Annotated in this window: 21 protein-coding genes; 6 read left to right on the forward strand and 15 right to left on the reverse strand. The window is 58.0% G+C overall.

All coding sequences use genetic code 11. The features are described from left to right. Positions 1-532 precede the first annotated feature (532 nt). Together CKW20_RS26955 and CKW20_RS26960 are read left to right on the forward strand one after the other, a co-directional pair. A complete protein-coding gene (locus tag CKW20_RS26955; protein ID WP_095055603.1) occupies positions 533-2,470 on the forward strand; it encodes an alkaline phosphatase D family protein in 1,938 nt (645 codons plus the stop codon). Positions 2,471-2,486: 16 nt separating this feature from the next. Then, positions 2,487-3,014, forward strand: a complete 528-nt coding sequence (locus CKW20_RS26960) for an adenylate kinase (protein WP_095055604.1) — start codon at positions 2,487-2,489, stop codon at positions 3,012-3,014. Positions 3,015-3,113: 99 nt separating this feature from the next. Here CKW20_RS26960 and CKW20_RS26965 read toward each other — a convergent pair whose 3' ends face one another. After that, positions 3,114-4,289 (reverse strand): acetylornithine transaminase, encoded by a 1,176-nt coding sequence (locus CKW20_RS26965; protein ID WP_095055605.1) that lies wholly within the window; start codon positions 4,287-4,289, stop codon positions 3,114-3,116. Positions 4,290-4,391: 102 nt separating this feature from the next. Between CKW20_RS26965 and CKW20_RS26970 the strand changes: the two genes are divergently transcribed. Further along, positions 4,392-5,297, forward strand: coding sequence for a LysR family transcriptional regulator (locus CKW20_RS26970; RefSeq protein WP_095055606.1), 906 nt, complete (start codon positions 4,392-4,394; stop codon positions 5,295-5,297). Positions 5,298-5,355: 58 nt separating this feature from the next. Here CKW20_RS26970 and msrA read toward each other — a convergent pair whose 3' ends face one another. From msrA to msrB, 3 genes are read right to left on the reverse strand one after another with little or no spacing between them, the layout of a single operon-like run. Continuing rightward, on the reverse strand, positions 5,356-6,063 hold the full coding sequence (gene msrA / locus CKW20_RS26975; RefSeq protein ID WP_095055607.1) for a peptide-methionine (S)-S-oxide reductase MsrA: 708 nt from the start codon (positions 6,061-6,063) through the stop codon (positions 5,356-5,358). Between the two features lie 27 nt (positions 6,064-6,090). Then, positions 6,091-7,878: a cytochrome c biogenesis protein DipZ gene (locus CKW20_RS26980; RefSeq protein WP_095055676.1), complete on the reverse strand. Its 1,788-nt coding sequence runs from the start codon at positions 7,876-7,878 to the stop codon at positions 6,091-6,093. 43 nt (positions 7,879-7,921) lie between these two features. After that, positions 7,922-8,437: a peptide-methionine (R)-S-oxide reductase MsrB gene (gene msrB / locus CKW20_RS26985; protein ID WP_095055608.1), complete on the reverse strand. Its 516-nt coding sequence runs from the start codon at positions 8,435-8,437 to the stop codon at positions 7,922-7,924. Between the two features lie 153 nt (positions 8,438-8,590). On the opposite strand from msrB, the gene CKW20_RS26990 reads away from it, so the two are divergent. From CKW20_RS26990 to CKW20_RS27000, 3 genes are all read left to right on the forward strand, one after another. Further along, complete coding sequence (locus CKW20_RS26990) at positions 8,591-9,307, forward strand: response regulator transcription factor (RefSeq protein WP_095055609.1); 717 nt, start codon at positions 8,591-8,593, stop codon at positions 9,305-9,307. After that, positions 9,304-10,830, forward strand: a complete 1,527-nt coding sequence (locus tag CKW20_RS26995) for a HAMP domain-containing sensor histidine kinase (RefSeq protein ID WP_095055610.1) — start codon at positions 9,304-9,306, stop codon at positions 10,828-10,830. The genes CKW20_RS26990 and CKW20_RS26995 overlap by 4 nt, the downstream gene beginning before the upstream one ends. A 138-nt stretch (positions 10,831-10,968) precedes the next feature. Beyond that, complete coding sequence (locus CKW20_RS27000; RefSeq protein WP_095055611.1) at positions 10,969-11,673, forward strand: hypothetical protein; 705 nt, start codon at positions 10,969-10,971, stop codon at positions 11,671-11,673. A 70-nt stretch (positions 11,674-11,743) separates the two neighbouring features. Here CKW20_RS27000 and cyoE read toward each other — a convergent pair whose 3' ends face one another. From cyoE to CKW20_RS27060, 11 genes are all read right to left on the reverse strand, one after another. After that, positions 11,744-12,631: a heme o synthase gene (gene cyoE / locus CKW20_RS27005; protein ID WP_095055612.1), complete on the reverse strand. Its 888-nt coding sequence runs from the start codon at positions 12,629-12,631 to the stop codon at positions 11,744-11,746. Positions 12,632-12,642: 11 nt separating this feature from the next. Continuing rightward, entirely contained in the window at positions 12,643-12,981 is a 339-nt protein-coding gene (cyoD, locus tag CKW20_RS27010) for a cytochrome o ubiquinol oxidase subunit IV (protein WP_095055613.1), read from the reverse strand. Beyond that, positions 12,982-13,608, reverse strand: coding sequence for a cytochrome o ubiquinol oxidase subunit III (locus CKW20_RS27015; RefSeq protein WP_095055614.1), 627 nt, complete (start codon positions 13,606-13,608; stop codon positions 12,982-12,984). Between the two features lie 3 nt (positions 13,609-13,611). Continuing rightward, complete coding sequence (gene cyoB / locus CKW20_RS27020) at positions 13,612-15,642, reverse strand: cytochrome o ubiquinol oxidase subunit I (RefSeq protein ID WP_095055615.1); 2,031 nt, start codon at positions 15,640-15,642, stop codon at positions 13,612-13,614. A 3-nt stretch (positions 15,643-15,645) separates the two neighbouring features. Continuing rightward, positions 15,646-16,590, reverse strand: a complete 945-nt coding sequence (cyoA, locus tag CKW20_RS27025) for a ubiquinol oxidase subunit II (RefSeq protein ID WP_095055616.1) — start codon at positions 16,588-16,590, stop codon at positions 15,646-15,648. Positions 16,591-17,420: 830 nt separating this feature from the next. Then, positions 17,421-17,930 (reverse strand): disulfide bond formation protein B, encoded by a 510-nt coding sequence (locus CKW20_RS27035; RefSeq protein WP_095055618.1) that lies wholly within the window; start codon positions 17,928-17,930, stop codon positions 17,421-17,423. A 293-nt stretch (positions 17,931-18,223) separates the two neighbouring features. Then, positions 18,224-18,676: a molybdopterin synthase catalytic subunit MoaE gene (gene moaE, locus CKW20_RS27040; RefSeq protein WP_030128690.1), complete on the reverse strand. Its 453-nt coding sequence runs from the start codon at positions 18,674-18,676 to the stop codon at positions 18,224-18,226. 3 nt (positions 18,677-18,679) lie between these two features. Continuing rightward, on the reverse strand, positions 18,680-18,922 hold the full coding sequence (gene moaD, locus CKW20_RS27045) for a molybdopterin converting factor subunit 1 (RefSeq protein WP_095055619.1): 243 nt from the start codon (positions 18,920-18,922) through the stop codon (positions 18,680-18,682). Continuing rightward, the gene (gene moaC / locus CKW20_RS27050) at positions 18,919-19,392 is read right to left on the reverse strand and encodes a cyclic pyranopterin monophosphate synthase MoaC (RefSeq protein WP_007936290.1); all 474 of its coding nucleotides are present in this window, start codon (positions 19,390-19,392) and stop codon (positions 18,919-18,921) included. The genes moaD and moaC overlap by 4 nt, the downstream gene beginning before the upstream one ends. A 236-nt stretch (positions 19,393-19,628) precedes the next feature. Beyond that, positions 19,629-21,023 carry a PhoH family protein gene (locus CKW20_RS27055; protein ID WP_095055620.1) on the reverse strand — a complete coding sequence of 465 codons (1,395 nt, stop codon included), beginning with the start codon at positions 21,021-21,023 and terminating at the stop codon, positions 19,629-19,631. 336 nt (positions 21,024-21,359) lie between these two features. Continuing rightward, positions 21,360-22,484 (reverse strand): polysaccharide deacetylase family protein, encoded by a 1,125-nt coding sequence (locus CKW20_RS27060; protein ID WP_095055621.1) that lies wholly within the window; start codon positions 22,482-22,484, stop codon positions 21,360-21,362. Positions 22,485-22,603 lie beyond the last annotated feature (119 nt).

Here is a 22,603-nt window from a genome sequence, read left to right on the forward strand (position 1 = left end):
AGTAACTTGTGATGCTGATAATCTTGTTGACTATCAGTCTGACTCCACAAGCACCCACACGAATTGCTTGATTCAGTTGTTAAAGAGCGGTTGGTTAAGATCTTTCGTCTCAACCGAGGCGCGCATTGTACAGCAGCCTCTGTTGCTGTCAAGCGGTTATTTTCAGAAGTTTTCAAGGTTTTCCTTAACAACTTCAACCACTTGCGCTTCCGATCTCTCGTTAGCGGGAGGCGAATAGTACAGCATTTTATTTCGTGGTCAACCACCTGTTGCGATTAATTTTTCCCTTAGCAATGCGCCTCAAGACGGGTACTGATTTCTGCTTCTATAAGCAGTCCTTGCTTTACTCATCGACACACCCAGATCTGGACAGGGTGAAGCCAGCATGCCTCACCATTCCCCTGACAGATGTATTGTGCGAGCGATCATCGCTTGTTACAGATTCAGGCATAAGCCATTGGCCATCAGACAATCCTCGCCACTAGCTGCGCTATCATCGCCCGCCTCTCTGCACCAAGAGTCTTGAACCCGGATGTCCGTATCTTTGCCGTTGCCCGCCGATCACTCCCCATTGCCACCGGTCCTCGTCGGCCCGCTATTACGGCGACTGGAACCCAAACGACTGGTGCTGTGGTTGGTGGGGTCACGTGCGTTGACGCTGACGCTACGCCTGCAAGGAGTAGACATCCGTCTCGATGCGGATCAATGCACGGTCATCCCGGTCGGCACTCATGCCTTCATTCATTTGATAGATGTGCCACTGGATGCCGCCCTGCCCTGCGACACACTGATCGAGTACGACCTGCTGATCACCGAAGCGGATGGCACGCCGTCGGGCATCGCCGAGTGGGCGCCGCATCTGCTGTACGGCGAAGCGCATTGCCCGAATTTCGTGTTGCGCTCGCAGATCGATCAATTGCTGCATGGCTCCTGCCGTAAGCCTCACCATCCGGCTGCCGATGGTTTGCTGTGCGTCGATCGGTTGCTGGAATCCGAGCCTGACGCTTGCAAGCGCCCCGCGCTATTGATGATGAGCGGCGATCAGGTGTATGCGGATGATGTCGCGGGGCCGATGTTGCGGGCAATTCATGCCTTGATCGAGCGTCTGGGGCTGTTCGACGAACACCTCGACGGTGCGGTGGTCAGCGACAGTGCCAGGCTCTATGAACACCCGGCCAGTTACTACCATCGTGCGGATTTGTTACCGGCGCTTGAGAGCAACGAAACCCTGCGCGAACGATTTTTCGGTGGAGCGCGTAAGCCGATTTTTACCAGTAGCAGCGCCGACAACCATCTGGTGACATTCGCCGAGGTCATGGCCATGTACCTATTAGTATGGTCGCCAACGCCCTGGACACTGATCGCGCCGCAACCACCGGCACTGACGCCCGAACGACGCAAGCGCTATGCCCTGGAACAGATGCGCATTGATGCGTTCAAGACCGAACTGGGTGGTGTGGGGCGAGCGATGGCACATCTGCCATGCCTGATGATTTTCGACGACCACGATATTACCGATGACTGGAATCTTTCCGCGCAATGGGAGGAAACGGCCTACGGCCATCCGTTCTCCAAGCGCATCATCGGCAACGCGCTGCTCGCTTATATGTTGTGTCAGGGTTGGGGCAACAACCCGGACGCGTTTGGCAGCATGATGGAAAAAACCCGTCTATTGAGTGCTACCGGGCAAGACCATTACCTCGACAGCGAGGTCCAGGATAGCTTGATCGATGAGCTGCTGAGTTTTCAGAAGTGGCATTACGTGCTGCCCACCCGCCCGGCGCTGGTGGTGCTCGACACCCGCACCCGGCGCTGGCGCAGCGAGATGAACCTCAAGCAACCGTCGGGTCTGCTGGACTGGGAAGCGCTCAGCGAGTTGCAACAGGAATTGCTCGATCATCCCTCGGCGATCATCGTTTCGCCGGCACCGATTTTCGGCGTAAAACTGATCGAAACCGTGCAACGAGTGTTTAGCTGGTGCGGCTATCCGCTGCTGGTGGACGCCGAAAACTGGATGGCCCATCGCGGCGCGGCCCAGGTGATCCTGAACATTTTCCGACACTCCCGCACACCCGGTAACTACGTGGTGCTGTCCGGTGATGTGCATTACTCCTTCGTCTACGAAGTACTGATCCGACATCGCAAGGCCGGCCCAAGAATCTGGCAGATCACCAGCAGCGGGATCAAAAACGAATTCCCGCCTGCCTTGCTCGAATGGTTCGACCGCCTCAACCGCTGGCTCTACTCGCCCCGTTCCCCCCTCAACTGGCTGACCAAGCGCCGACGCATGCGCATTGTTCCGCACATTCCCGAACACGCCGAAGCCGGGGAACGGCTGTGGAACTCGGCAGGGATCGGCCAAGTGTTCTTCAATGAAAAGGGTCAGCCGCAGGATATTTATCAATTCAACGCGGATGGATCGCCGAAGACGCGGATGATTGCGCCTGAAATTTCCGAAGCGGCTGAATGACTTTGCCCGAGTTGCCATGAGCAATGATTACCTGCACAGCATGAACCTCACCCGAACCCTGATCATCGGCAACTCCGGCTCGGGCAAGAGTTGGCTGGCCAAACGATTGGCCGAACACCTGCAAGTGCCCTGGATCGATCTCGACCTGATTCACTGGATATCCGATGAACACAGCATCGCTCGTCCCCGCGCCGAAGCATTGGGAATGGCGCGAGTGGCAGCGAGTAAAGACCGTTGGGTTATTGAGGGTGTGTATGGGTGGATGGTCAGTGAACTTGTGGGACAGGCGACGACGCTCATCTGGCTGCGTCTGGAGGACGAAGACTGCGTCAGTCATATTCGGGAGCGAGAAGCGAAGCGGGACGATAGTGACGAGTTGCTGATAGCGTTGCAGGACTGGGCGGGCAGCTACCGAAATCGCGAAGGGTCCAGTGGATTTGCCGCGCATCAGCGTTTATATGAAGGGTTCAGCAACTCGAAACTTCAACTGATGAACCAGGCTGAAGTCACGGCTTTTGTCTGCAGCATGCAAAAAAACGACTGATCGCTTTCGGTTTTTTGGGGAGATGCGTTCTAGACGGATACACCGTTTCTGCAGGAGCTGCCGAAAGCTGCTCCTACAGAGGCGTACATCCAATAGAAGTCAGGCCGCGCTCACCGCCCGCACCACCCCTCTGACAATCATCTCCACTTCCCGCTCATCGATCGTTAGCGGCGGCAACAGGCGAATGGTCTTGCTCCGTGTCACGTTGATCAGCAAGCCGTGATCGCGTGCGGCAATCAGGGTCAGGTCACGGATCGGTTGGGCGAGCTCGATGCCGATCATCAAGCCCTGGCCACGGATCGCCAGGACGTTCGGATTGTCAGCCAGTTCGATGCGTAATCTGGCGAGCAGACGCTCCCCCTGAAGTTTGGCGTTTTCCAGCAGGCCTTGTTCCTCGATGATCTCCAGTACGGTGTAACCCACCCGGCACGCCAGCGGATTGCCACCGAACGTGCTGCCATGGCTGCCAGGGGTGAACAGGTCGGCAGCTTTGCCCCGGGCCAGGCAGGCACCAATTGGAATTCCGTTGCCCAGGCCTTTGGCCAGGGTCATGACGTCCGGGATGATGCCTTCATGCTGGAAAGCAAACCACTGACCGGTGCGGCCGATGCCGGTCTGGATCTCGTCGAGCATCAGCAGCCAGGCGCGGCGGTTGCATAGTTCACGAACCGCTTTGAGATAACCGGACGGCGCCACTTGCACACCGCTTTCACCCTGAATCGGCTCCATCAGAATCGCCACGATGCGCTGGCCGTGGGCGTGTTGCGCCGCCTCCAGCGCCGCGAGGTCGCCAAACGGCACTTTAACGAAATCCCCCGGCAATTCGTTAAACCCCAGGCGCACTGCCGGGCCGTCGCTGGCAGACAAGGTGCCAAGAGTACGACCATGAAAGGCGTTTTCCATGACCACTACCAGCGGCCGCTCGATGCCTTTATGCCAGCCGTAAAGCCGCGCGAGCTTCAACGCAGTTTCGTTGGCTTCGGCACCAGAGTTGTTGAAGAACGCCCGCTCCATGCCCGAGAGCCGAACCAATTTCTGAGCTAGCCGCTGTTGCCAGTCGATGCTGTACAGATTCGAGGTGTGCAACAGTAGCCCGGCTTGTTCGCTAATGGCCGACACAATTCGCGGATGTGAGTGGCCGACGTTGGTCACCGCTACACCTGCCACCGCGTCCAGGTATTCACGACCGGCCTGATCCCACAGGCGCGTGCCCAGACCTTTGCTGAAACTCAAGGCCAAGGGTTGGTAGGTGCTCATCAGGCAGGCAGCAGTCATGACATCAAACTCCATTAATAGTCGGTGTTTTTACAGTATGGTTAGCCACCTGAACTGGATAAATACTGCAACACTTCAATCATTTTAAAGCCGAGCTTGATAATGGACTTGTTTCAGGCAATGACCGTTTACGTAAGAGTGGTGGAAGCCGGGAGCATGACTGCCGCCGCTTTGCAGTGCGAAATGTCCACGACCATGGTCGGTAATCATCTTCGAGCCTTGGAGCAACGTCTGGGTGTGCGCCTGCTCAACCGTACGACACGACGCCAGCGGCTGACGGAATTCGGCACGGCGTACTATCAACGTTGTCTCGAGGTATTGGGGCTGGTGGCCGATTCCGAACGCCTGGCCGAACAGACCCTCGACGAGCCGAGCGGCACCCTGCGCATCACCGCACCACTGACCTTTGGCACCGAACGACTGGCGCCGGCCTTGAGCGAATTCGCCCTGTGTTGTCCGCAGGTCAAACTCGACGTCGTTTTGACCAACCAGCGCCTGGATCTGCTCGACAACGGTTTCGATGTAGCGATTCGCTTGGGTACTACCGAGATGTCCAACATGATCGCCCGCCCGCTCATGGACTACACAATGACCCTGTGCGCTTCGAAGGACTATCTGGAGCGTCGAGGCACACCAGAAAAACCCACCGACCTGCAACACCATGACTGTCTGGCCTTCGCCTACCCGGCAGGAGATGACTGGCACTCGGTAGCCAAACAATGGCGCCTGAGGGGACCCGAAGGCGAAGTCATGGTGGCGGTCAGCGGACCGATGCTGATCAACAGCTCGGCGGGACTGCATCAAGCGGCGCGAACCGGTATGGGCATCGTAATGGTGCCAGATGCGTTGGTGGAGCAGGACCTGCAGGACGGAAAACTGGTGGCCTTGATGCAGGACTACCAACTGCCAAGTCGGCCGATGAACCTTGTGTACGCCCAGGACCGCTACCGTTTGCCGAAATTGCGCAGCTTCGTCGACTTTGCACTGCAAAGGTGGGGCAAGCCATAGCCAGGGCGATGACAAGTTCATCATGATCATGTCCGAGGCCTTCGTCCGAGCTGTTTGCTTAGAAGCCCGTTTTCACCAACACCGGCTTCTCCTGATACCGATCCGGATATAGCTGCTTCAACTGTGCCACTTTCGGCAGGTCATTGATCACAATGTACGGGTAGGTCGGGTGCTCGGTCAGGAAGTCCTGATGCTCCTCCTCTGCCGGGTAGAAACCGTTGTAGGTTTCCAGTTTGGTGACGATGGGTTTGTTGAACGAATGGGCGGCGTCGAGTTGGGTGATATAGGCCTGGGCGACGCGTTGCTGTTCAGCGTTTTTCAGGAAAAGCGCCGACCGATACTGGGTTCCCCTGTCTGGCCCTTGGCGATTGAGTTCGGTGGGGTTGTGGGCCACTGAGAAATAGATCTGCAACAGAGTGCCGTAACTGACCTGAGCGGGATCGAAGGTGACTTCGACGGCCTCTGCATGACCGGTATCGCCATTGCTGACCCGCTCATATCGAGCGGTGTCAGCGGCGCCGCCAGCGTAACCGGAGACGGCGTTCTTCACCCCTTTGACGTGTTGAAATACCCCTTGGACGCCCCAGAAGCAACCGCCGGCAAAAACCGCCGTTTCACTGTGCGCTTGAGTGTTTTCGTCGAGCGTTGGTGGCGGAATGATGACCGCCTCTTCGGCGCCTCCGAAGGAGAACGCTGCGCATTGACCGATAATGCTGGCAGCGGCCAGTCCCAGCAGGGTGCAACGCCAGTTGAATGAGGTTTTCATGGGCTGTCTCCTGAATGAATGGGGTTATCAACCAAACGTAAATGCATACGCCGACACACCGGGATCGAGAAATTCAATGCTGAATGTCCGGTCCTTTACGCCCCCGCTCTGGCGTACCAGTTGATACAACCGCTGCTCGGTGACGCTGCCGCTGCCATCGGGCGCCACATCGACACCGTGGGCATCAACTGGGGGCTTGCCGTCAATCAACACTTTGAAACGCACTGGTTTACCGTCGGCACCGGGGCCCAATACCAAGTGCAGATCGCGAGCGTGGAAGCGGTAGACGATACGACTGGCCGATGCGCTTGAGACAGCACGCTCCGGACCGACAGTCCATTGCCCCCCCAGACTCCAGTCATTGAGGGCCAATTGCGACGGTGGGCTATAGGCTTTCATTTTGTCCGGCACCAGACCGGTTTCAGGGACGAAGTGCTCCGCCCGCTCGTAACCGAGATAGGTTTCGGGCGATTGCACTTCACTCATGTCCGGGGCGAGCTGAACCCCCTCGGCACGAGCATTGATCAGCCCGTCCGCGACCTTCGCGGCGCCCGCCTCACGCAGCAGTTGCTGAATCACTCGCTCCGATTCGGCGTACTTACCTTCACCAAAGTGGTGATAACGAATACGCCCCTGAGCATCGGCAAAATAGTGGGCTGGCCAGTATTGGTTGTTGAAAGCACGCCAGACCTTATAGTCGTTATCGATTGCCACCGGATAGGTGATGCCCAGATCCTTCATGGCTTTGGTGACGTTGCCTACATCCCGTTCGAAGGCAAACTCGGGCGTATGGACGCCGATCACCACCAAGCCCTGATCGCGATACTTCTCGGCCCAGGCCTTCACATATGGCAGGGTGCGCAGGCAGTTGATGCAGGAGTACGTCCAGAAATCCACCAGTACAACCTTACCCTTCAAGGCCTGGGCGGTGAGAGGCGGTGAGTTGAGCCATTGCACAGCGCCGTCCAGCGATGGAAGGTTGCCTTCAATCGGCAGTTCGCCCGGTATCCTGGCGGTCATTTTCATGCTGCCTGCGGGTTGATCGCCCTCCCGTGGAATCTGCGACATCATCGCCCCACTGTCGGTCGGCAACTGACCAGCCAATCGGCTTACCAGCGCTTGCTCGATACCGCCGGTGGATGCCGTCGAGACCCGCGCCAGAATCCCGGTATCCAGCCCCAAGGCGATCGCCACTACACCCGCCAGCATCGCGACTCCCAAGCCTCGACGCAGCCACTCGCCTGCGCCTATCGAGCGCTTCATCGCGGCGAAGACTTTACCGCCCAGCAGCAGTGCCGCGGCGAGAGAGGTGGCGGCACCGGCCGCGTAAGCCAGTAGCAACAGGGTCGTGGTGATGTTTGCCCCTTGCAGCGCCGCGCCAGTCAATAGCAGGCCCAGAATTGGCCCGGCGCAGGGCGCCCAGAGCAGGCCCGTGGCGACACCGATCAGCAACGAAGCGCCGGGACGCGGCCGGGTATCGGCAGCCGCGGCTTCCGACAGCCGACCGCCGGCGGCCACCAGCGGACGCGTCAGGCGTTCGGCCAACCGAGGCAGCAACAGCGCCAGCCCGAACAGTGCAACGAACAGCAACGCGAGCCAGCGACCGTACTGATTGACTTGCACCACCCAACCGCCGCCCACCGCCGCCAACGAGGCGACGAGCGCGAAGGTCAGCGCCATCCCCGCCAGCAGTGGCAAGCCACTCTTCATAAACGGCTGCCCGGTGCGAGCGAAGACAAAGGGCAATACCGGCAGAATGCACGGGCTGACGATCGTCAGCACACCACCGAGATAAGCGAGGACCAGAAGCCACATAACGTCGACCTGCATGAAGTGAGTGAAAGGAAATATCCATGGATCACGCCTGTGGCTTGAAAGTCAGCGCCAGACCGTTCATGCAGTAACGCAGACCGGTGGGCTTCGGCCCGTCCTCGAAGACATGACCCAAATGACCACCGCAACGGCGACAGTGGACCTCTTCGCGCAGGATGCCGAAGGTGCGGTCCTGACGAGTGGCCACAGCGTTGTCGAGCGGAGCCCAAAAGCTTGGCCATCCAGTGTGGCTGTCGAACTTGGTGTCGGAAGAAAACAACGGCAGATCACAACCGGCGCAGGCAAAAATGCCCTTGCGGTGCTCGTTGTTCAGCGGGCTGCTGTAGGCCCGTTCGGTGCCCTCTTCGCGCAGGATCTCGTACTGCTCGGCGCTGAGCAGGGTGCGCCATTCGCTGTCGCTGTGGGTCACCTCGAAAACCTCTGCCGCGCGAGCTTCATCGATCAGCGCAGTGCTTGTGGAAAATTTTGGCAATACACCGATCACCAGGGCTGCAGCCCCCAGCCCGCCGCTCGCTACAAGAAATTGTCGCCGTGAAAACATGGGCCTTCTCCAAAATTCCAGCTGCCTTGCATGGAACACAGCCTAGGCTTGAGTTGATCGCCAAATCCTCACGAGGAGTTAAATAATTCGTGATAACTCAACCTCAGGAAAACCCGCACAATGTGTTCACTGCGTCACAAAGGATTGAGCTCCATGGAACAGACCAAACGCGTCCTGGTGGTCGAGGACGACCTGCATATCGCCGACCTTATCTGCCTGCATCTGCGCGATGAACAGTTCGAGGTGGTGCACTGCGCCAACGGCGATGAGGGCATGCGACTGCTGCAGCAAGGAAGCTGGGACGCACTGATCCTCGACCTGATGCTGCCCGGCGTCGACGGCCTGGAAATCTGCCGCCGCGCCCGGGCGATGGCACGCTACACACCGATCATCATCACCAGTGCGCGCTCCAGCGAAGTCCATCGGATTCTGGGGCTGGAACTCGGCGCCGACGACTACCTGGCCAAACCCTTTTCCATGCTCGAACTGGTGGCACGGGTCAAGGCATTGCTGCGACGGGTCGACGCCATGGCCCGCAACCTGAAAATGGACGCTGGCAGCCTGATCAGCGATGGCCTGTCCATCGACCCGATCACCCGTGAAGTCTCTCTCGATGGTCGGCGTCTTGACCTCACGCCGCGGGAGTTCGACCTGCTGTACTTCTTCGTTCGCCAGCCCGGCAAGGTTTTCTCGCGCATGGACCTGCTCAACGCGGTGTGGGGCTACAGCCATGAAGGTTACGAGCACACGGTCAACACCCACATCAACCGCCTGCGGGCCAAGATCGAAGCTGATCCGGCGCAACCGGCGCGCATCCTCACGGTGTGGGGGCGTGGTTACAAATTCGCGACGAGCGGAGAGCAGCCATGAGGTTGACCCTGACCCAACGCCTGTCCCTGGTGTTCGCCGTATTGTTGCTGGTGTGCTACGGCACCTCGGCATGGATGCAGGTGCGCTCCAACCACATGCATGAACTGGAAGTGGTGCAAGGATTGTCGCGGGATCTGGCGCAACACATCGCCCACGACACAGTGCTGATGGACCGCAATGGCCCGATGCCCAATGCCGTGCGCGAACTGTTCAGTCAGTTGATGCTGGTCAACCCGAGTGTGGAGGTCTATCTGCTGGACACCGGGGGGCGAATTGTCGGCAGCGCCGCGCCCGAGGGGCGGATACGCCGCGAACAGGTTGATCTGGCGCCGATCCAGCGTTTGCTCAAAGGCGAGGCCCTGCCGATTCTCGGCGACGATCCACGCAGCATCAATGGCAGCAAGGTGTTCAGCGCTGCGCCGTTGCGGGTCAATGGTCAGCCGGCCGGTTACCTCTATGTGGTGCTGCTCAGCGAAGAGCATGACCGCTTCGCCGAACGCGGTGCCACCAGCGCAGCGCTCAATACCGCTTTGTTGTCCATTGGGCTGGTGGCGTTGCTGTGCCTGATTGCCGGCCTCACAGCATTTGCCCTGATCACCCGACCATTGCGTCGTTTGACGGAGAAAGTCAGTCAGTTCGATATCAATGGGGTGCCGACTGCTCCGCCCGCCCCGCCCGAGCCAGAATCGGTAGAAAAAGCCGCCAGCCATGATGAAATCGCCATACTCGACGCCGCCTTCCGGCAGATGCAAGCGCGCCTCGGCGAACAATGGCGCTCGCTGACCCGTCAGGATCAGGAGCGTCGTGAACTGGTGGCGAACATCTCCCACGACCTGCGCACACCGCTGGCCTCGCTGCACGGTTACCTGGAAACCCTGTCACTCAAGGACAGCACGTTATCCCCCGCCGACCGCCGTCGTTATCTAGGGATCGCTCTGGATCAAAGCCGCAAAGTCGGCGGCCTGGCGCAATCGTTGCTGGAATTGGTACGGCTGGAACACGGTTTCGTGCAACCGGTGCTGGAGCGCTTCTCCCTGACCGATCTGGTGCAGGATATCTTTCAGAAATTCGAACTCAGCGCCGAAGCACGCCAGATTGAACTCAAGGCCACCTTCGCCCCCAATGTCGCCGTGGCTTGCGCCGACCTGGGGTTGATCGAACGGGTGCTGACCAACCTAGTCGACAACGCCCTGCGCCATACCCCTCAGGGTGGAGAAATCGAACTCAGTCTTCGTCCTCAAGGGTCTTTTATCGAAGTGACCGTCAGCGACACCGGCCCCGGCATCGCCCCCGAATTGCGCGAAGGTCTGTTCCTGCGCCCGTTCAACATTGGCGGCGCACGGCGTGATGGCGGGCTGGGGCTGCGGATCGTGCATCGGATCCTGCAATTGCACGGTCGAGAGATCGAATTGCTCGATATGCCCGGACGCGGCGCAACCTTTCGCTTCTCCTTACCGGTGGATGAGCAAACAGCAGAACAATGTGTGGTTCGCTCGATGAGTATTAATTCGATGGGGCAATAGTCGATAGCGCTGGCAAAAATGCTGACCAGCCGCCTGTTCATCCGTGACAACACAGCCTCGGTCCAATAGATTAGGCGGCCTGAAAAGGCCTCGTGCTTTCTCGCCTCAATCCAAGTTAAAAGAAGTAGTGAAATTTCAATGTCCGATTCCAATACCGCTGAATCCGTAGTCACCTTGTCGTCCAAAGCGGAATACGAAAACTCCATCAATCTTTCACAGCATGTGTCACAGGCCAAGACCATCAGCGAGATGGTCCTGGACGCTTTTCAATCCACCCGGGAAAGCGACCAGATCCGCGAGTTGCGCGCCGCCATTCGCCAGGCTCATGACAGCTTCGATGACGATAAAGCCTACGAATTGATGGGCGAACTCAAGCAACTGAAAGACGCCGAAGCGGCCGACATTGCTGCCCTGGAAGACCTGAGCAGCAAGTTCCCGATCAGCCGCATTCTGTCGAGCTTCAAGGACGATCCGGCGTTTCAGGAAATCGTCTATGGCCTGGCACTGAAGGTACTGAACCAGACTCACCAGGCCATCAGCAACCCGAGCAGCGGCAAGAGCAAAGCGGCTCGCGCCAAGAAAGAAGTCGAAGTGTTCACCATCAGCAAGGACGGCATCAGCGTCACCCTGCCCCTGCGCACCCCGCGTTCGCGTCTGAATGTTGACCGTGAAGCGCTGGAATTCCTGGGCTTCGCTTTCGTCGGCGAAGGCGATGAAGCCGAGCTGGAAAGCGAGACGTTCCTGGACAATGCCGGGGCCGAACAAGCGGTTAACCGCAAGAACATCATCACCGCGCTTCAGCAACAAACCGCGTTCGACGGCTACAGCATCGCCGCGCAGTAACGCTAAACGCTAAACAAAAAAGCCCCGCTCTTCTCTCGAAGGCGGGGCTTTTCTTTACAGCATCCGAAGCTTAAGGCGCGTAAGTCAGCAACAGCTCACTCGGCACTTTAAAATCCAGCGACATCATCACGCTCAACGCAGTAATGGTGAAGATCGAGAACACGAACAGCTTGCGTGCCCAGACCGTGTCATCCACTGCTTTGTAACCGGTCCAGGCCATGTACAACCAGTACATGCCCATGGCCGCAGCGACGGCGAGGTAGCTCATGCCGGCGTAGCCGCTGAAGGTCAGCATCAAGGTCGCTACGAGGAATGCCAGGATGTAGAGCAGGATGTGCTTCTTGGCCACCTGGATCCCGCGCTTCACCGGCAACACCGGAATCGATGCGGCCAGGTAATCGTTGAAGCGGAAGATTGCGATGGCGTAGGAATGCGGCATCTGCCACAGGCTGAACATCACCAGCAGCGTCAGTGCGGCCATGTCGAAGCTGTTCGTCACAGCGACGTAGCCAATCACTGGCGGCATCGCACCCGACAGACTGCCCACCAGCGTACCGTGAACCGACTTGCGCTTGAGGTACAGGCTGTAGAAGCCGACGTAGATGACGAAACCAATCACCGCGAACAAAGCGGCCAACGGGTTGGCCACCTTGTACAACAGTGCAACGCCGAAAACACCAAGGATGGTCGCAAAAGCCAGGGCCAGTTTCAGAGAGATCAAGCCCTGAACCAGCACCCGGTTTTTGGTGCGCTCCATCTTCAGGTCGATGTCGCGGTCGATGCAGTTGTTGAACACGCAACCGGAAGCCACCACCAGGGACGTGCCGATCATGGCGGCCAGGAAAATGGCCAGATCGACATGCCCTTTCGAGGCCAGGAAAAATCCGCCTGCCACTGAAAGCACGTTACCGAAAATGATCCCCGGTTTGGTGATTTGGATAAAGTGCTTCAAGGACATCCGGACTTACCTCACTTCGCCATCATGTTGGTGTGGATGCTGAACATGATCCACAACGACAGGCCAACCAACAGGACGATGACCAGTGCAGCGAAGACAAACGCGATCACGTTGTTACGCTGGGCGGCGGAACGGTCCAGGTGGAGGAAGTACACCAGGTGCACCAGCACCTGGATAACCGCGAACGCCAGCACGATCCACAGGGTGATCGATTTCGGCAGCGACGGGTACATCACCAGACCGAATGGAATGACGGTCAGGATCACCGACAGGATGAAGCCGATGGCGTACGACTTGTAGCTGCCGTGACCGGCGTCGTGGCTATCGTGGGAATGAGCTGCGTTAGCCATTTACATAGTCCCCATCAGATAAACAACCGTGAATACGCAGATCCACACTACGTCCAGGAAGTGCCAGAACAGGCTCAGGCAGCTCAGACGGGTCTTGTTGGTCGATGTCAGGCCGTTTTTCTGGACCTGATACATCATGATCGCCATCCAGATCAGACCGCTGGTCACGTGCAGACCGTGGGTGCCGACCAGGGTGAAGAACCCGGACAGGAAGCCGCTGCGACTAGGGCCGTAGCCTTCGGCGATCAACACGTGGAACTCGTTGATTTCCATGCCGATGAAGCCGGCACCGAACAGGAAGGTCATGCCCAGCCAGCCCAGCACCTGGTTCTTCTTACCCTTGAACAACGCCAGCATGGCGAAGCCGTAGGTGATCGAACTGAACAGCAGCAGAGCAGTTTCGCCCAGCACGTATGGCAGTTCGAAGATGTCGTGGCCCGACGGGCCACCCGCTACGTTGTTAACCAGTACCGCGTACACCGCGAAGATCGACGCAAACAGAATGCAGTCGGTCATCAGGTAGAGCCAGAAACCGAATACGGTCATCTCGCCCGAGTCGTGGTGATGGTCATCATGCCCATGTCCATCGACATGGGTGTGTCCAGCATTGGTCACTAAGTTCGACATGGTTTAAGCCTGTTCCAACGAGGTTTCAACACGGGTGGCGGTGGCTGGAACTTTCCCGGCCGCTACCAGACGCTTGTGCTGCTCGGCTTCGATGCGCTCGATCACGTCGACCGGCACCATATAGCCTTGATCATCACGTGCAGCGTGGATCACGAAGTACACCACGGTGCCGACCAGACCGACGATCGCCAACCACCAGATGTGCCAGATCATCGCGAAACCGAACACGGTCAACAGAGCACCCATGACCACACCGGTCGCGGTGTTGTTTGGCATGTGGATCGGCTCGTACTTGGCCGGGGCCTTGTACGCGGTGCCGTTTTCCTTGGCTTCGGTGAACGGGTCGATGCTTTCTGCTTTCGGCAGCACGGCAAAGTTGTAGAACGGTGGTGGCGAGGAGGTCGACCATTCCAGCGTGTGGGCGTTCCACGGGTCACCGTGTTCACACATGTTCTCTGGCTTGTTGCGATCACGCACGCTGACGTACAGCTGGATCAGCTGGCAAGCGATACCGACAGCGATCATCACCGCACCGAACATGGCGACGTACAGGTACGGCACCCACTCAGGGTTAGTGGTGGCGTTCAGACGACGGGTCATGCCCATGAAGCCCAGTACATAGAGCGGCATGAACGCGACGAAGAAGCCCGAGATCCAGAACCAGAATGCTGCCTTGCCCCAACCTTCGTGCAGCTTGAAGCCGAACGCTTTCGGGAAGTAGAAGGCGAAGCCTGCGATGTAACCGAATACCGCGCCGCCGATGATCACGTTATGGAAGTGCGCGATCACGAACAGGCTGTTGTGCAGAACGAAGTCAGCACCCGGAATGGCCAGCAGTACGCCGGTCATGCCGCCGATGGCGAAAGTCACCATGAAGCCCAGGGTCCACAGCACCTGGCTGGTGAAACGCAGACGGCCCTGGTAGATGGTGAACAGCCAGTTGAACAGCTTCACCCCCGTCGGGATCGAGATCAGCATCGTCGCCAGACCGAAGAAGGCGTTGACGCTGGCACCCGAACCCATGGTGAAGAAGTGGTGCAGCCAGACCATGAAGCCCAGGATCGAGATCGCGCCCGATGCGTAGATCATCGAGTGATGGCCGAACAGTTTCTTGCCGGAGAAGGTGGAGATGACTTCGGAGAAGATCCCGAATGCCGGCAGAATCAGGATGTAAACCTCAGGGTGACCCCAAGCCCAGAACAGGTTGACGTACATCATCGGATTGCCACCAAGTTCATTGGTGAAAATGTGGAAATCCATGTAACGGTCAAGTGTCAGCAAAGCCAGGGTAGCGGTCAGGATCGGGAACGAAGCCACGATCAGGACGTTGGCCCAGGTGCAGGTCCAGGTGAAGATCGGCATGTCCATCAGCTTCATGCCCGGGGTACGCATTTTCAGCACGGTGGCCAGGAAGTTGACCCCCGTCAGCGTCGTACCTAGCCCGGATAGCTGTAGCGCCCAGATGTAGTAATCCATCCCCACGCCCGGACTGTATTGCAGCCCCGACAGCGGCGGATAGGCAACCCAGCCGGTCTTGGCGAATTCACCAACACCAAGGGACAGGTTGATCAGCACCACGCCGGATACCAGCAGCCAGAAGCTCAGGGAGTTCAGGAACGGGTAGGCAACGTCACGCGCGCCGATCTGCAGCGGCACTGCAAGGTTCATCAGGCCGGTGAAGAATGGCATCGCCATGAAGATGATCATGATCACACCGTGAGCGGTGAAGATCTGGTCATAGTGTTCAGGTGGCAGGTAGCCAGGCGAACCCTCGGTGGCCATGGCCAACTGGGTACGCATCATGATGGCGTCGGCAAAACCACGCAGCAGCATGACCATGGCGACGATGATGTACATCACGCCGATTTTCTTGTGGTCGACGGAAGTCAGCCACTCGGTCCACAGGTAGGTCCACTTCTTGAAATAAGTGATCCCGGCGAACAGCGCCAGACCACCCAGCGCGATCATGGCGATGGTCACCATCACGATCGGCTCGTGGAATGGGACCGCTTCCCAACTTAATTTACCAAACATCGTTTACTCCTCTGCCCCGGCAGCTGAATGCGAGTTCATGTCCATTCCTTGCGTAGCGGCCACTTCTTTCTCTTTCTTCTCGTGCTTCACCTTCGGACCCGGTTTCATGCCTTCGTACTTGTCGACGATGATCTGGAACAGGTTCGGCGTCACCGAGGAGTAGAGCTCGACTGGGTTGTTCTGGCTCTGCTTGGCAAGGGCTGCGTATTCAGCTTGTTCTAGCTGTTTAGGTGCCTTTTTGACTTCACTTACCCAAGCGTCGAAATCTTCCTGGGAAGTGGCGATCGCCTTGAATTTCATACCGGTGAAACCGGCGCCGCTGTAGTTGGCGGAGATACCGTCCATTTCAGCGTTCTCGTTGGCGATCAGGTGCAGTTTGGTCTGCATGCCCGCCATCGCGTAGATCTGGCCGCCCAGCGCAGGGATGAAGAACGAGTTCATCACGGCGTCGGAAGTGACCTTGAAGTTGATCGGGGTGTTCGCCGGAAACACGATCTTGTTGACCGTGGCAATACCTTGTTCCGGGTAGATGAACAGCCACTTCCAGTCCAGCGCGACCACTTCGATGGTCACCGGCTTCACGTCGGATTCCAGCGGTTTATACGGGTCCAGGGCATGGGTCGACTTGTAGGTGATGTAACCCAGGGCAATGATGATCAGTACCGGAATCGTCCACACGGCGATTTCGATCTTGGTGGAGTGCGACCACTTCGGCGTGTAGACGGCGTCGGTGTTGGAGGCGCGGTACTTCCAGGCGAACAGGAACGTCATGACGATGACCGGCACGACGACCAACAGCATCAGCAGCGTTGCGGTGATGATCAGGTTTCGCTCATCCAGGCCGACCTGGCCCTTGGGATCGAGCAAGGTCATGTTGCAGCCTCCCAGCAACAACGTGCCGAGCAGCGGCAATAAGCCTAGTAGTCTGGGGTACCTGTTTTTACTCATCTCACGACCTCTAAAGCAGCTTGCGCAATGCAGTTGGGTTTTGATCGCCAACACTTCACCCTGCCAAGGGTTGGCATTTTTCTTGGATTGAATAAGGGCCTGCCCGTCGCGCGTCAGACGCTGTTCGACAAATCCTGGGCCTGCGTTAAGTTCTTATTCGAATTCGTGGTCAAGGGCCTTGTTACAGACCAATTCCATTTGGTGCGGATAGTCGGGAAGCACCGACACCTTGGGTGTCACATGAAGCCATCAGGCCTCTCGACACCCTAATGCTGCTCCTGCACCTGAGTCAGGGTGAGCAGTGCCGGAAATTCAGTGCGGGCGATTGTAGATATGTAGCGATTCATAAACCATGTCTCATCCCGAAATAATTTTTATCCGATCCAACAACAATCATTAATGGTTTTTGCAAAAGTGCGCCATGGTATCGAAATTAATTCTCAACAAAAACACCAAAAAATGTAGGTCTACCACGCGAAGTTCAGACAGTTTCAAGGGCTCTGCGCTCGCCTTGCATCCTGCTCTACCCCCTATATGACAAGGGCTTCGGCCATTCGCCAGCCCCTGTTAAAACTGCCTGTTTCGGCCGATGGGCGCTAAAGCCTTCAGTTGCTTGAAGGGCCCGTTTTTGTTGCATGACGATGCACTGATTCAACGTATTGAAATGCCTTGCGCCCCTCACGCTGTGACAACGTGTCGCACGCATGTCGCACCCGTCCTTGTCGCGCATCAAGGTCTTTTTACCCGCCCTCTGAACATGCAAAACGCCCCGGCCTCTCAACGAGGACCGGGGCGTTTTTTTGTTTCACCTGACGGTGCGGCGGACAGCCTCAACGCAGCGCTTTGCGGTTACGCGAAGTGAGCAGCGGCACTAACACCACGATCAGCACGAACGCCACCAGCGCCCACTGTGCCAGGGACAAACCGAGGATCGGCGGGTACGGAGTGGAACAGAAACCGTCGACCTGGAAGCCCAGCGGGAAGATCTTCGCCAGCGGCAGACCGTCGACTATTGGTTGCAGCACATCGATGCCGCAACTGACCGCCGGGTAAAACTGGGTATAGACGTGATGCCCGGCCACGCCGGCGCCCGCCATGGCGCAGATCACCACCAACGCTTCGAACAGCGTGATGCTGCGACGGGTGCGCATTGCCGCGCCGATAAACGCGAACAGCGCGATCAGCAACAACGCGTAACGTTGCAGGATGCACAACGGGCACGGTGCCTCGCCCAGCGCCACTTGCATGTACATCGCACCACCGATCAGCGCCAGGCAAATAATGCCCAGCAACACCAGATAGCGCCGTTCACGCCCCAACCGCATCGTTTCCTCGCTCATCGCGCTTCCCTTTTGTGTCCGTGGATCAGCTCGCCGGCGGCTGCGCTTGCAGCGGCTGCGTCAGGCTGATGTTGTCTTCGATATGCCCTTTTGGCGGCAAAGCCGTTGTCGATCTGATGTCGATTGCCCGGAAGTCTACACGGCAGCATTGACCTTTGGGCGGGGGTCTTATCGATCAACCGCTTCGACAAGACCGCCTTGGCCAACGTCGGAAATAAACGATAAACCGGTTAAGAACGGATTAACTTTCAAGTGTTTTTCAAGAATCGAGCCCGTGAGAACGGATCGATTGCTTACTGCTTCCAGCGATCTGCCGCCGCATGATCGCTGTCACGCCCTTCCACCCAACGCGGCCCATCACGGGTGTTTTCTTTCTTCCAGAACGGCGCGCGGGTTTTCAGGTAATCCATGACAAAGGCACAGGCATCGAACGCTGCTTGACGATGAGCGCTGGCGGCGCCGACGAAGACGATCGGCTCGCCCGGCTCCAGGGCGCCGATGCGATGCAACACTTCCAGCTTCAATAGCGGCCAGCGCTGCTCGGCCTCCGCGGCAATCTTGCCCAGGGCTTTTTCGGTCATGCCCGGGTAGTGCTCCAGAAACATTCCGGCGACGTCGAGGCCATCATTGAAGTCGCGCACATAGCCGACAAAACTCACCACCGCACCGACGCCTACATTGGCCGCGTGCATGGCGTTGACTTCAGCGCCCGGATCGAACGGCGTGGATTGCACGCGAATCGCCATGGCTCAGCCCCCGGTCACGGTCGGAAAAAACGCTACTTCATCGCCATCGCTCACCGGTTCGTCGAGCTGGCAGAGGTCTTCGTTGCGGGCGCACATCAGGTTCTGCTCGCTCAACACCTCGGCACCGTCACGTTGGGCCAACAGCGCGCGCACATCGTCGACCGTGGCGAAATTACCTTCGACCTTCACCGACTCCACGCCGAGCGCTTCACGATAACGGGCGAAAAACTTCACAGTTACGTTCATGGCTGATCCGCCTGAAAATGGCCGCTCTTGCCGCCGAGTTTCTCCAGCAGCCGCACGCTCTCGATGGTCATGCCGCGATCCACGGCCTTGCACATGTCATAGATAGTCAGCGCCGCGACGCTGGCGGCGGTCAGCGCTTCCATTTCGACGCCAGTCTGCCCGGACAACTTGCAGCGTGCCACGATGCGCACGGTGTCGTCGCCTTCGGCACTGAGTTCAACCTTGACGCCGGTGAGCATCAACGGGTGGCACAAAGGAATCAGATCGCTGGTTTTCTTCGCCGCCTGGATGCCGGCAATCCGTGCCACGGCGAACACGTCACCCTTGGGATGGCCGCCGCTGACGATCAGCTGCAGGGTTTCGGGCAGCATGCGCACCAGCGCTTGGGCCGTCGCTTCGCGGAACGTCACGGCTTTTTCGGTGACGTCGACCATATTGGCGCGACCTTGGGAATCGAGATGAGTCAGCACAGGGTTACTCCTGATCAGGAGCATCGATTGTAAACCTGTGGGTCAATTTTTCGCACGTTTGATTATCAAATCGACACACCTCCTGTAGGAGCGAGGCTTGCCCGCGAAGGCGGCGGCACATCCGACATCAATGTGACTGACACATCGCTTTCGCGAGCAAGCCTCGCTCCTACAGGGTATGTGTCGGGCATAAAAAAACCGGGCGACCATTAGGGCGCCCGGTTCGGTTGTCACTGTTACAGATGCGATTCGGCGTATTCGGCCAGAATCGAGCGTGGCACCCCTTGCAGGGTGATGTGCACACCGTTGGGGAAGTCTTTGAAGCGCTCGGTCAGATAAGTCAGCCCGGAACTGGTCGCGGACAGGTAAGGCGTATCGATCTGCGCCAGGTTACCCAGGCACACCACTTTGGAACCGGCGCCGGCACGGGTGATGATGGTTTTCATCTGGTGCGGCGTGAGGTTCTGGCACTCATCGATCAGGATCAGACTCTGCTGGAAGCTGCGGCCTCGAATGTAGTTGAGGGATTTGAACTGCAACGGCACTTTGCTGAGGATGTAGTCGACGCTGCCATGGGTGTTCTCGTCATCCATGTGCAGAGCTTCAAGGTTGTCGGTGATGGCGCCGAGCCAAGGCTCCATTTTTTCCGCCTCGGTGCCGGGCAGGAAGCCGATTTCCTGGTCCAGCCCCTGCACGCTGCGGGTGGCGATGATGCGCCGATAGCGCTTGCTGACCATGGTCTGCTCGATGGCCGCCGCCAGGGCCAGAATGGTTTTACCGGAACCGGCCGCGCCGGACAGGTTGACCAGGTGAATATCCGGATCGAGTAAGGCATAGAGCGCCAGGCTTTGATAGATGTCACGCGGTTTCAGGCCCCAGGCTTCCTGGTGCAACAGTGGTTCCTGATGCAGATCGAGGATCAGCAACTTGTCGACCTGGATTTCCTTGATCCAGCCGACAAAGCCCTGTTCGTCGATGATGAATTCGTTGACGTGTACGGCGGGCAGATTGTCGATCAACTGCACCTGGTGCCAGGTGCGGCCATGATCCTGCCGGGTTTCGACTTTGCTCACCCGATCCCAGAATGAGCCGGTCATGGTGTGATAACCATTGGGCAGCAACGAAACGTCGTCGACCAGTTGGTCGGTACTGTAGTCCTCAGCCGCAATCCCACAAGCCCGGGCCTTGAGGCGCATGTTGATATCTTTGGTGACCAGCACCACGGGCAGCTTCGCATCGCGCGCGCGCAGGTCGATCAACTGGTTGATGATGATGTTGTCGTTCAGATGCTCGGGCAGAATGATGTTCGGCTCAATACGCTTGCTCATCAGAATTGACAGCAAACCCTTGGGCCCACTCTTGCCGCGCTGGATCGGTACGCCGAGTTCGACGTCTTCGGGGCTGGCATCGCCCAGGGTCTTGTCGATCAGGCGAATCGCCTGACGGCATTCTGCGGCAACGCTGTGATGCCCGCCCTTGAGCTTGTCCAGCTCTTCAAGCACGGTCATCGGGATGGCGACGTGGTGTTCTTCGAAATTAAGCAGGGCGTTTGGATCGTGAATCAATACGTTGGTATCGAGTACATAAAGGATTGGCTGGTTGGAAGAAGAGCTACGTCCGTGATCATCCATACTCGGTCACCTTTGTGGGAGCCAGTCGACGCAATACCTTGACAGTGCTGCGCCTCGAAGTGGCCACCGAAATCACCTGCAAAGACTCAAGTGATTGCAACCCAAACGGAGTCTTGGAAGACGCCACCTGTGTTGCAGGTTTCGGCGGTCTGTCTTCGTAATACTCCAAAACACATGACAGAAAAAAGCACTTTGACGTTTTTTTGAAGTTTATTTTTCAGAGTGACCAATAGCACTTGGCGGACTGCCAGCACCCCGCTAAAGTCGGAAGTCCGCCTGCACCGAAATCGCTCCCAAAATCGCCCCTCGCCCAATGTTTACGGTGTTTCACCGTTTTCAGCGAAACGCGTTCTGACAGTCTTCCCAACCGATCCCGCTTGGCGCCGTTTGCGTAATGAGCCAAGGCATCGCCGTTTTCAGCGCATCCTGCTTCACATTGAAATTGATCACCCCGTGCCGCCACAGCAGCATCAGAGTCAACACTCGTTGTGCACTCTGGCTGCCCTTGAGCTTGCCAGCGCCGTCCTGGGCATCGATGTCCCACAGCGCCACCTGCAAGCCCTGAGAGTTGAAGAAGCCTTCAGCATCGGACCGACGTTGACCGTCGGGCGGACGAAACAACGGCACGTAATTCTCCGGCAGCTTGCCTTTGACCAGATCGATGCTGCGTCGCACCGAGTCTTGCCAGTCCTGCCAATGGCTGTGAGAGCGGAACTCCCAACCCTGCACGCCCACGCATTGCTGCGAATAAGTCCCTTGCAGGCTGGCCACCGAACGTTCGGCCAGACGGGTCTGAATGTCCTTGCCGAGGACGAAGAACGTAGCGCTCATGTTCGATTTGCGCAGGTACTCGGTGACCCAGGCCGTGTTATCTGGCGTGGCATTGGCGGCGCTGCCGAAGGTCAGCAGGAACAGCCGGTCATTCATGGCATCGCCATTGCGCTCATAGTCGCCAAAACGATCGACTTCACTGCTGGTCTGCGGGAACAGCGCGGCCTTGCGCAATTGCTCGTCCAGGTACTGGGTGTGGAACAACCGGCTCGGCTCGGCCCATTTAATGTAATAGCTGTCGTCGCTCACCTGAAACTTCGCCGCTTGCTCACGCAGGGTGGCCATGTCCTCGACCAGGAAACAGAAGGAGGCATCCTGATCGCAGCTCTGCTGGGCGAAGTTGTAATTGGTCAGCAAACGCTGCCACATGCGCTGGCGCAGCTGGTTCACCGACTCCAGATTGAGGGTGCGCAGGCCCAGGCGCTGAGCAAGGCTCGCTTCATCCAGGGATTCACTGGCCAGCAGAACGCGGGCAAACATGAGAATTTCGGCCCGCGAGGCGACGTCGAAAAGCGTCGGGCTGCTGAGCTGCTCAGGCCAGGTGCTGCGATCAAGCGTCGCCACATCGCCCGGCGCCGCCATGGCGCCGAAGCTCAAGAGCCAGGCCGAGAATAGAAAAACGATACGCAATGGGATGTCTCCATAACAAAACCCGCGCGGCACTATAGCCGATCGCCGGCCCCATGATCGTTCCCACCACCGATCACCTATGGGCTTGATAGCTGGAGTCAACACAGACAACCCCCTAG

It is taken from the genome of Pseudomonas sp. Irchel s3b2 (genome assembly GCF_900187445.1).
GTDB lineage: Bacteria > Pseudomonadota > Gammaproteobacteria > Pseudomonadales > Pseudomonadaceae > Aquipseudomonas.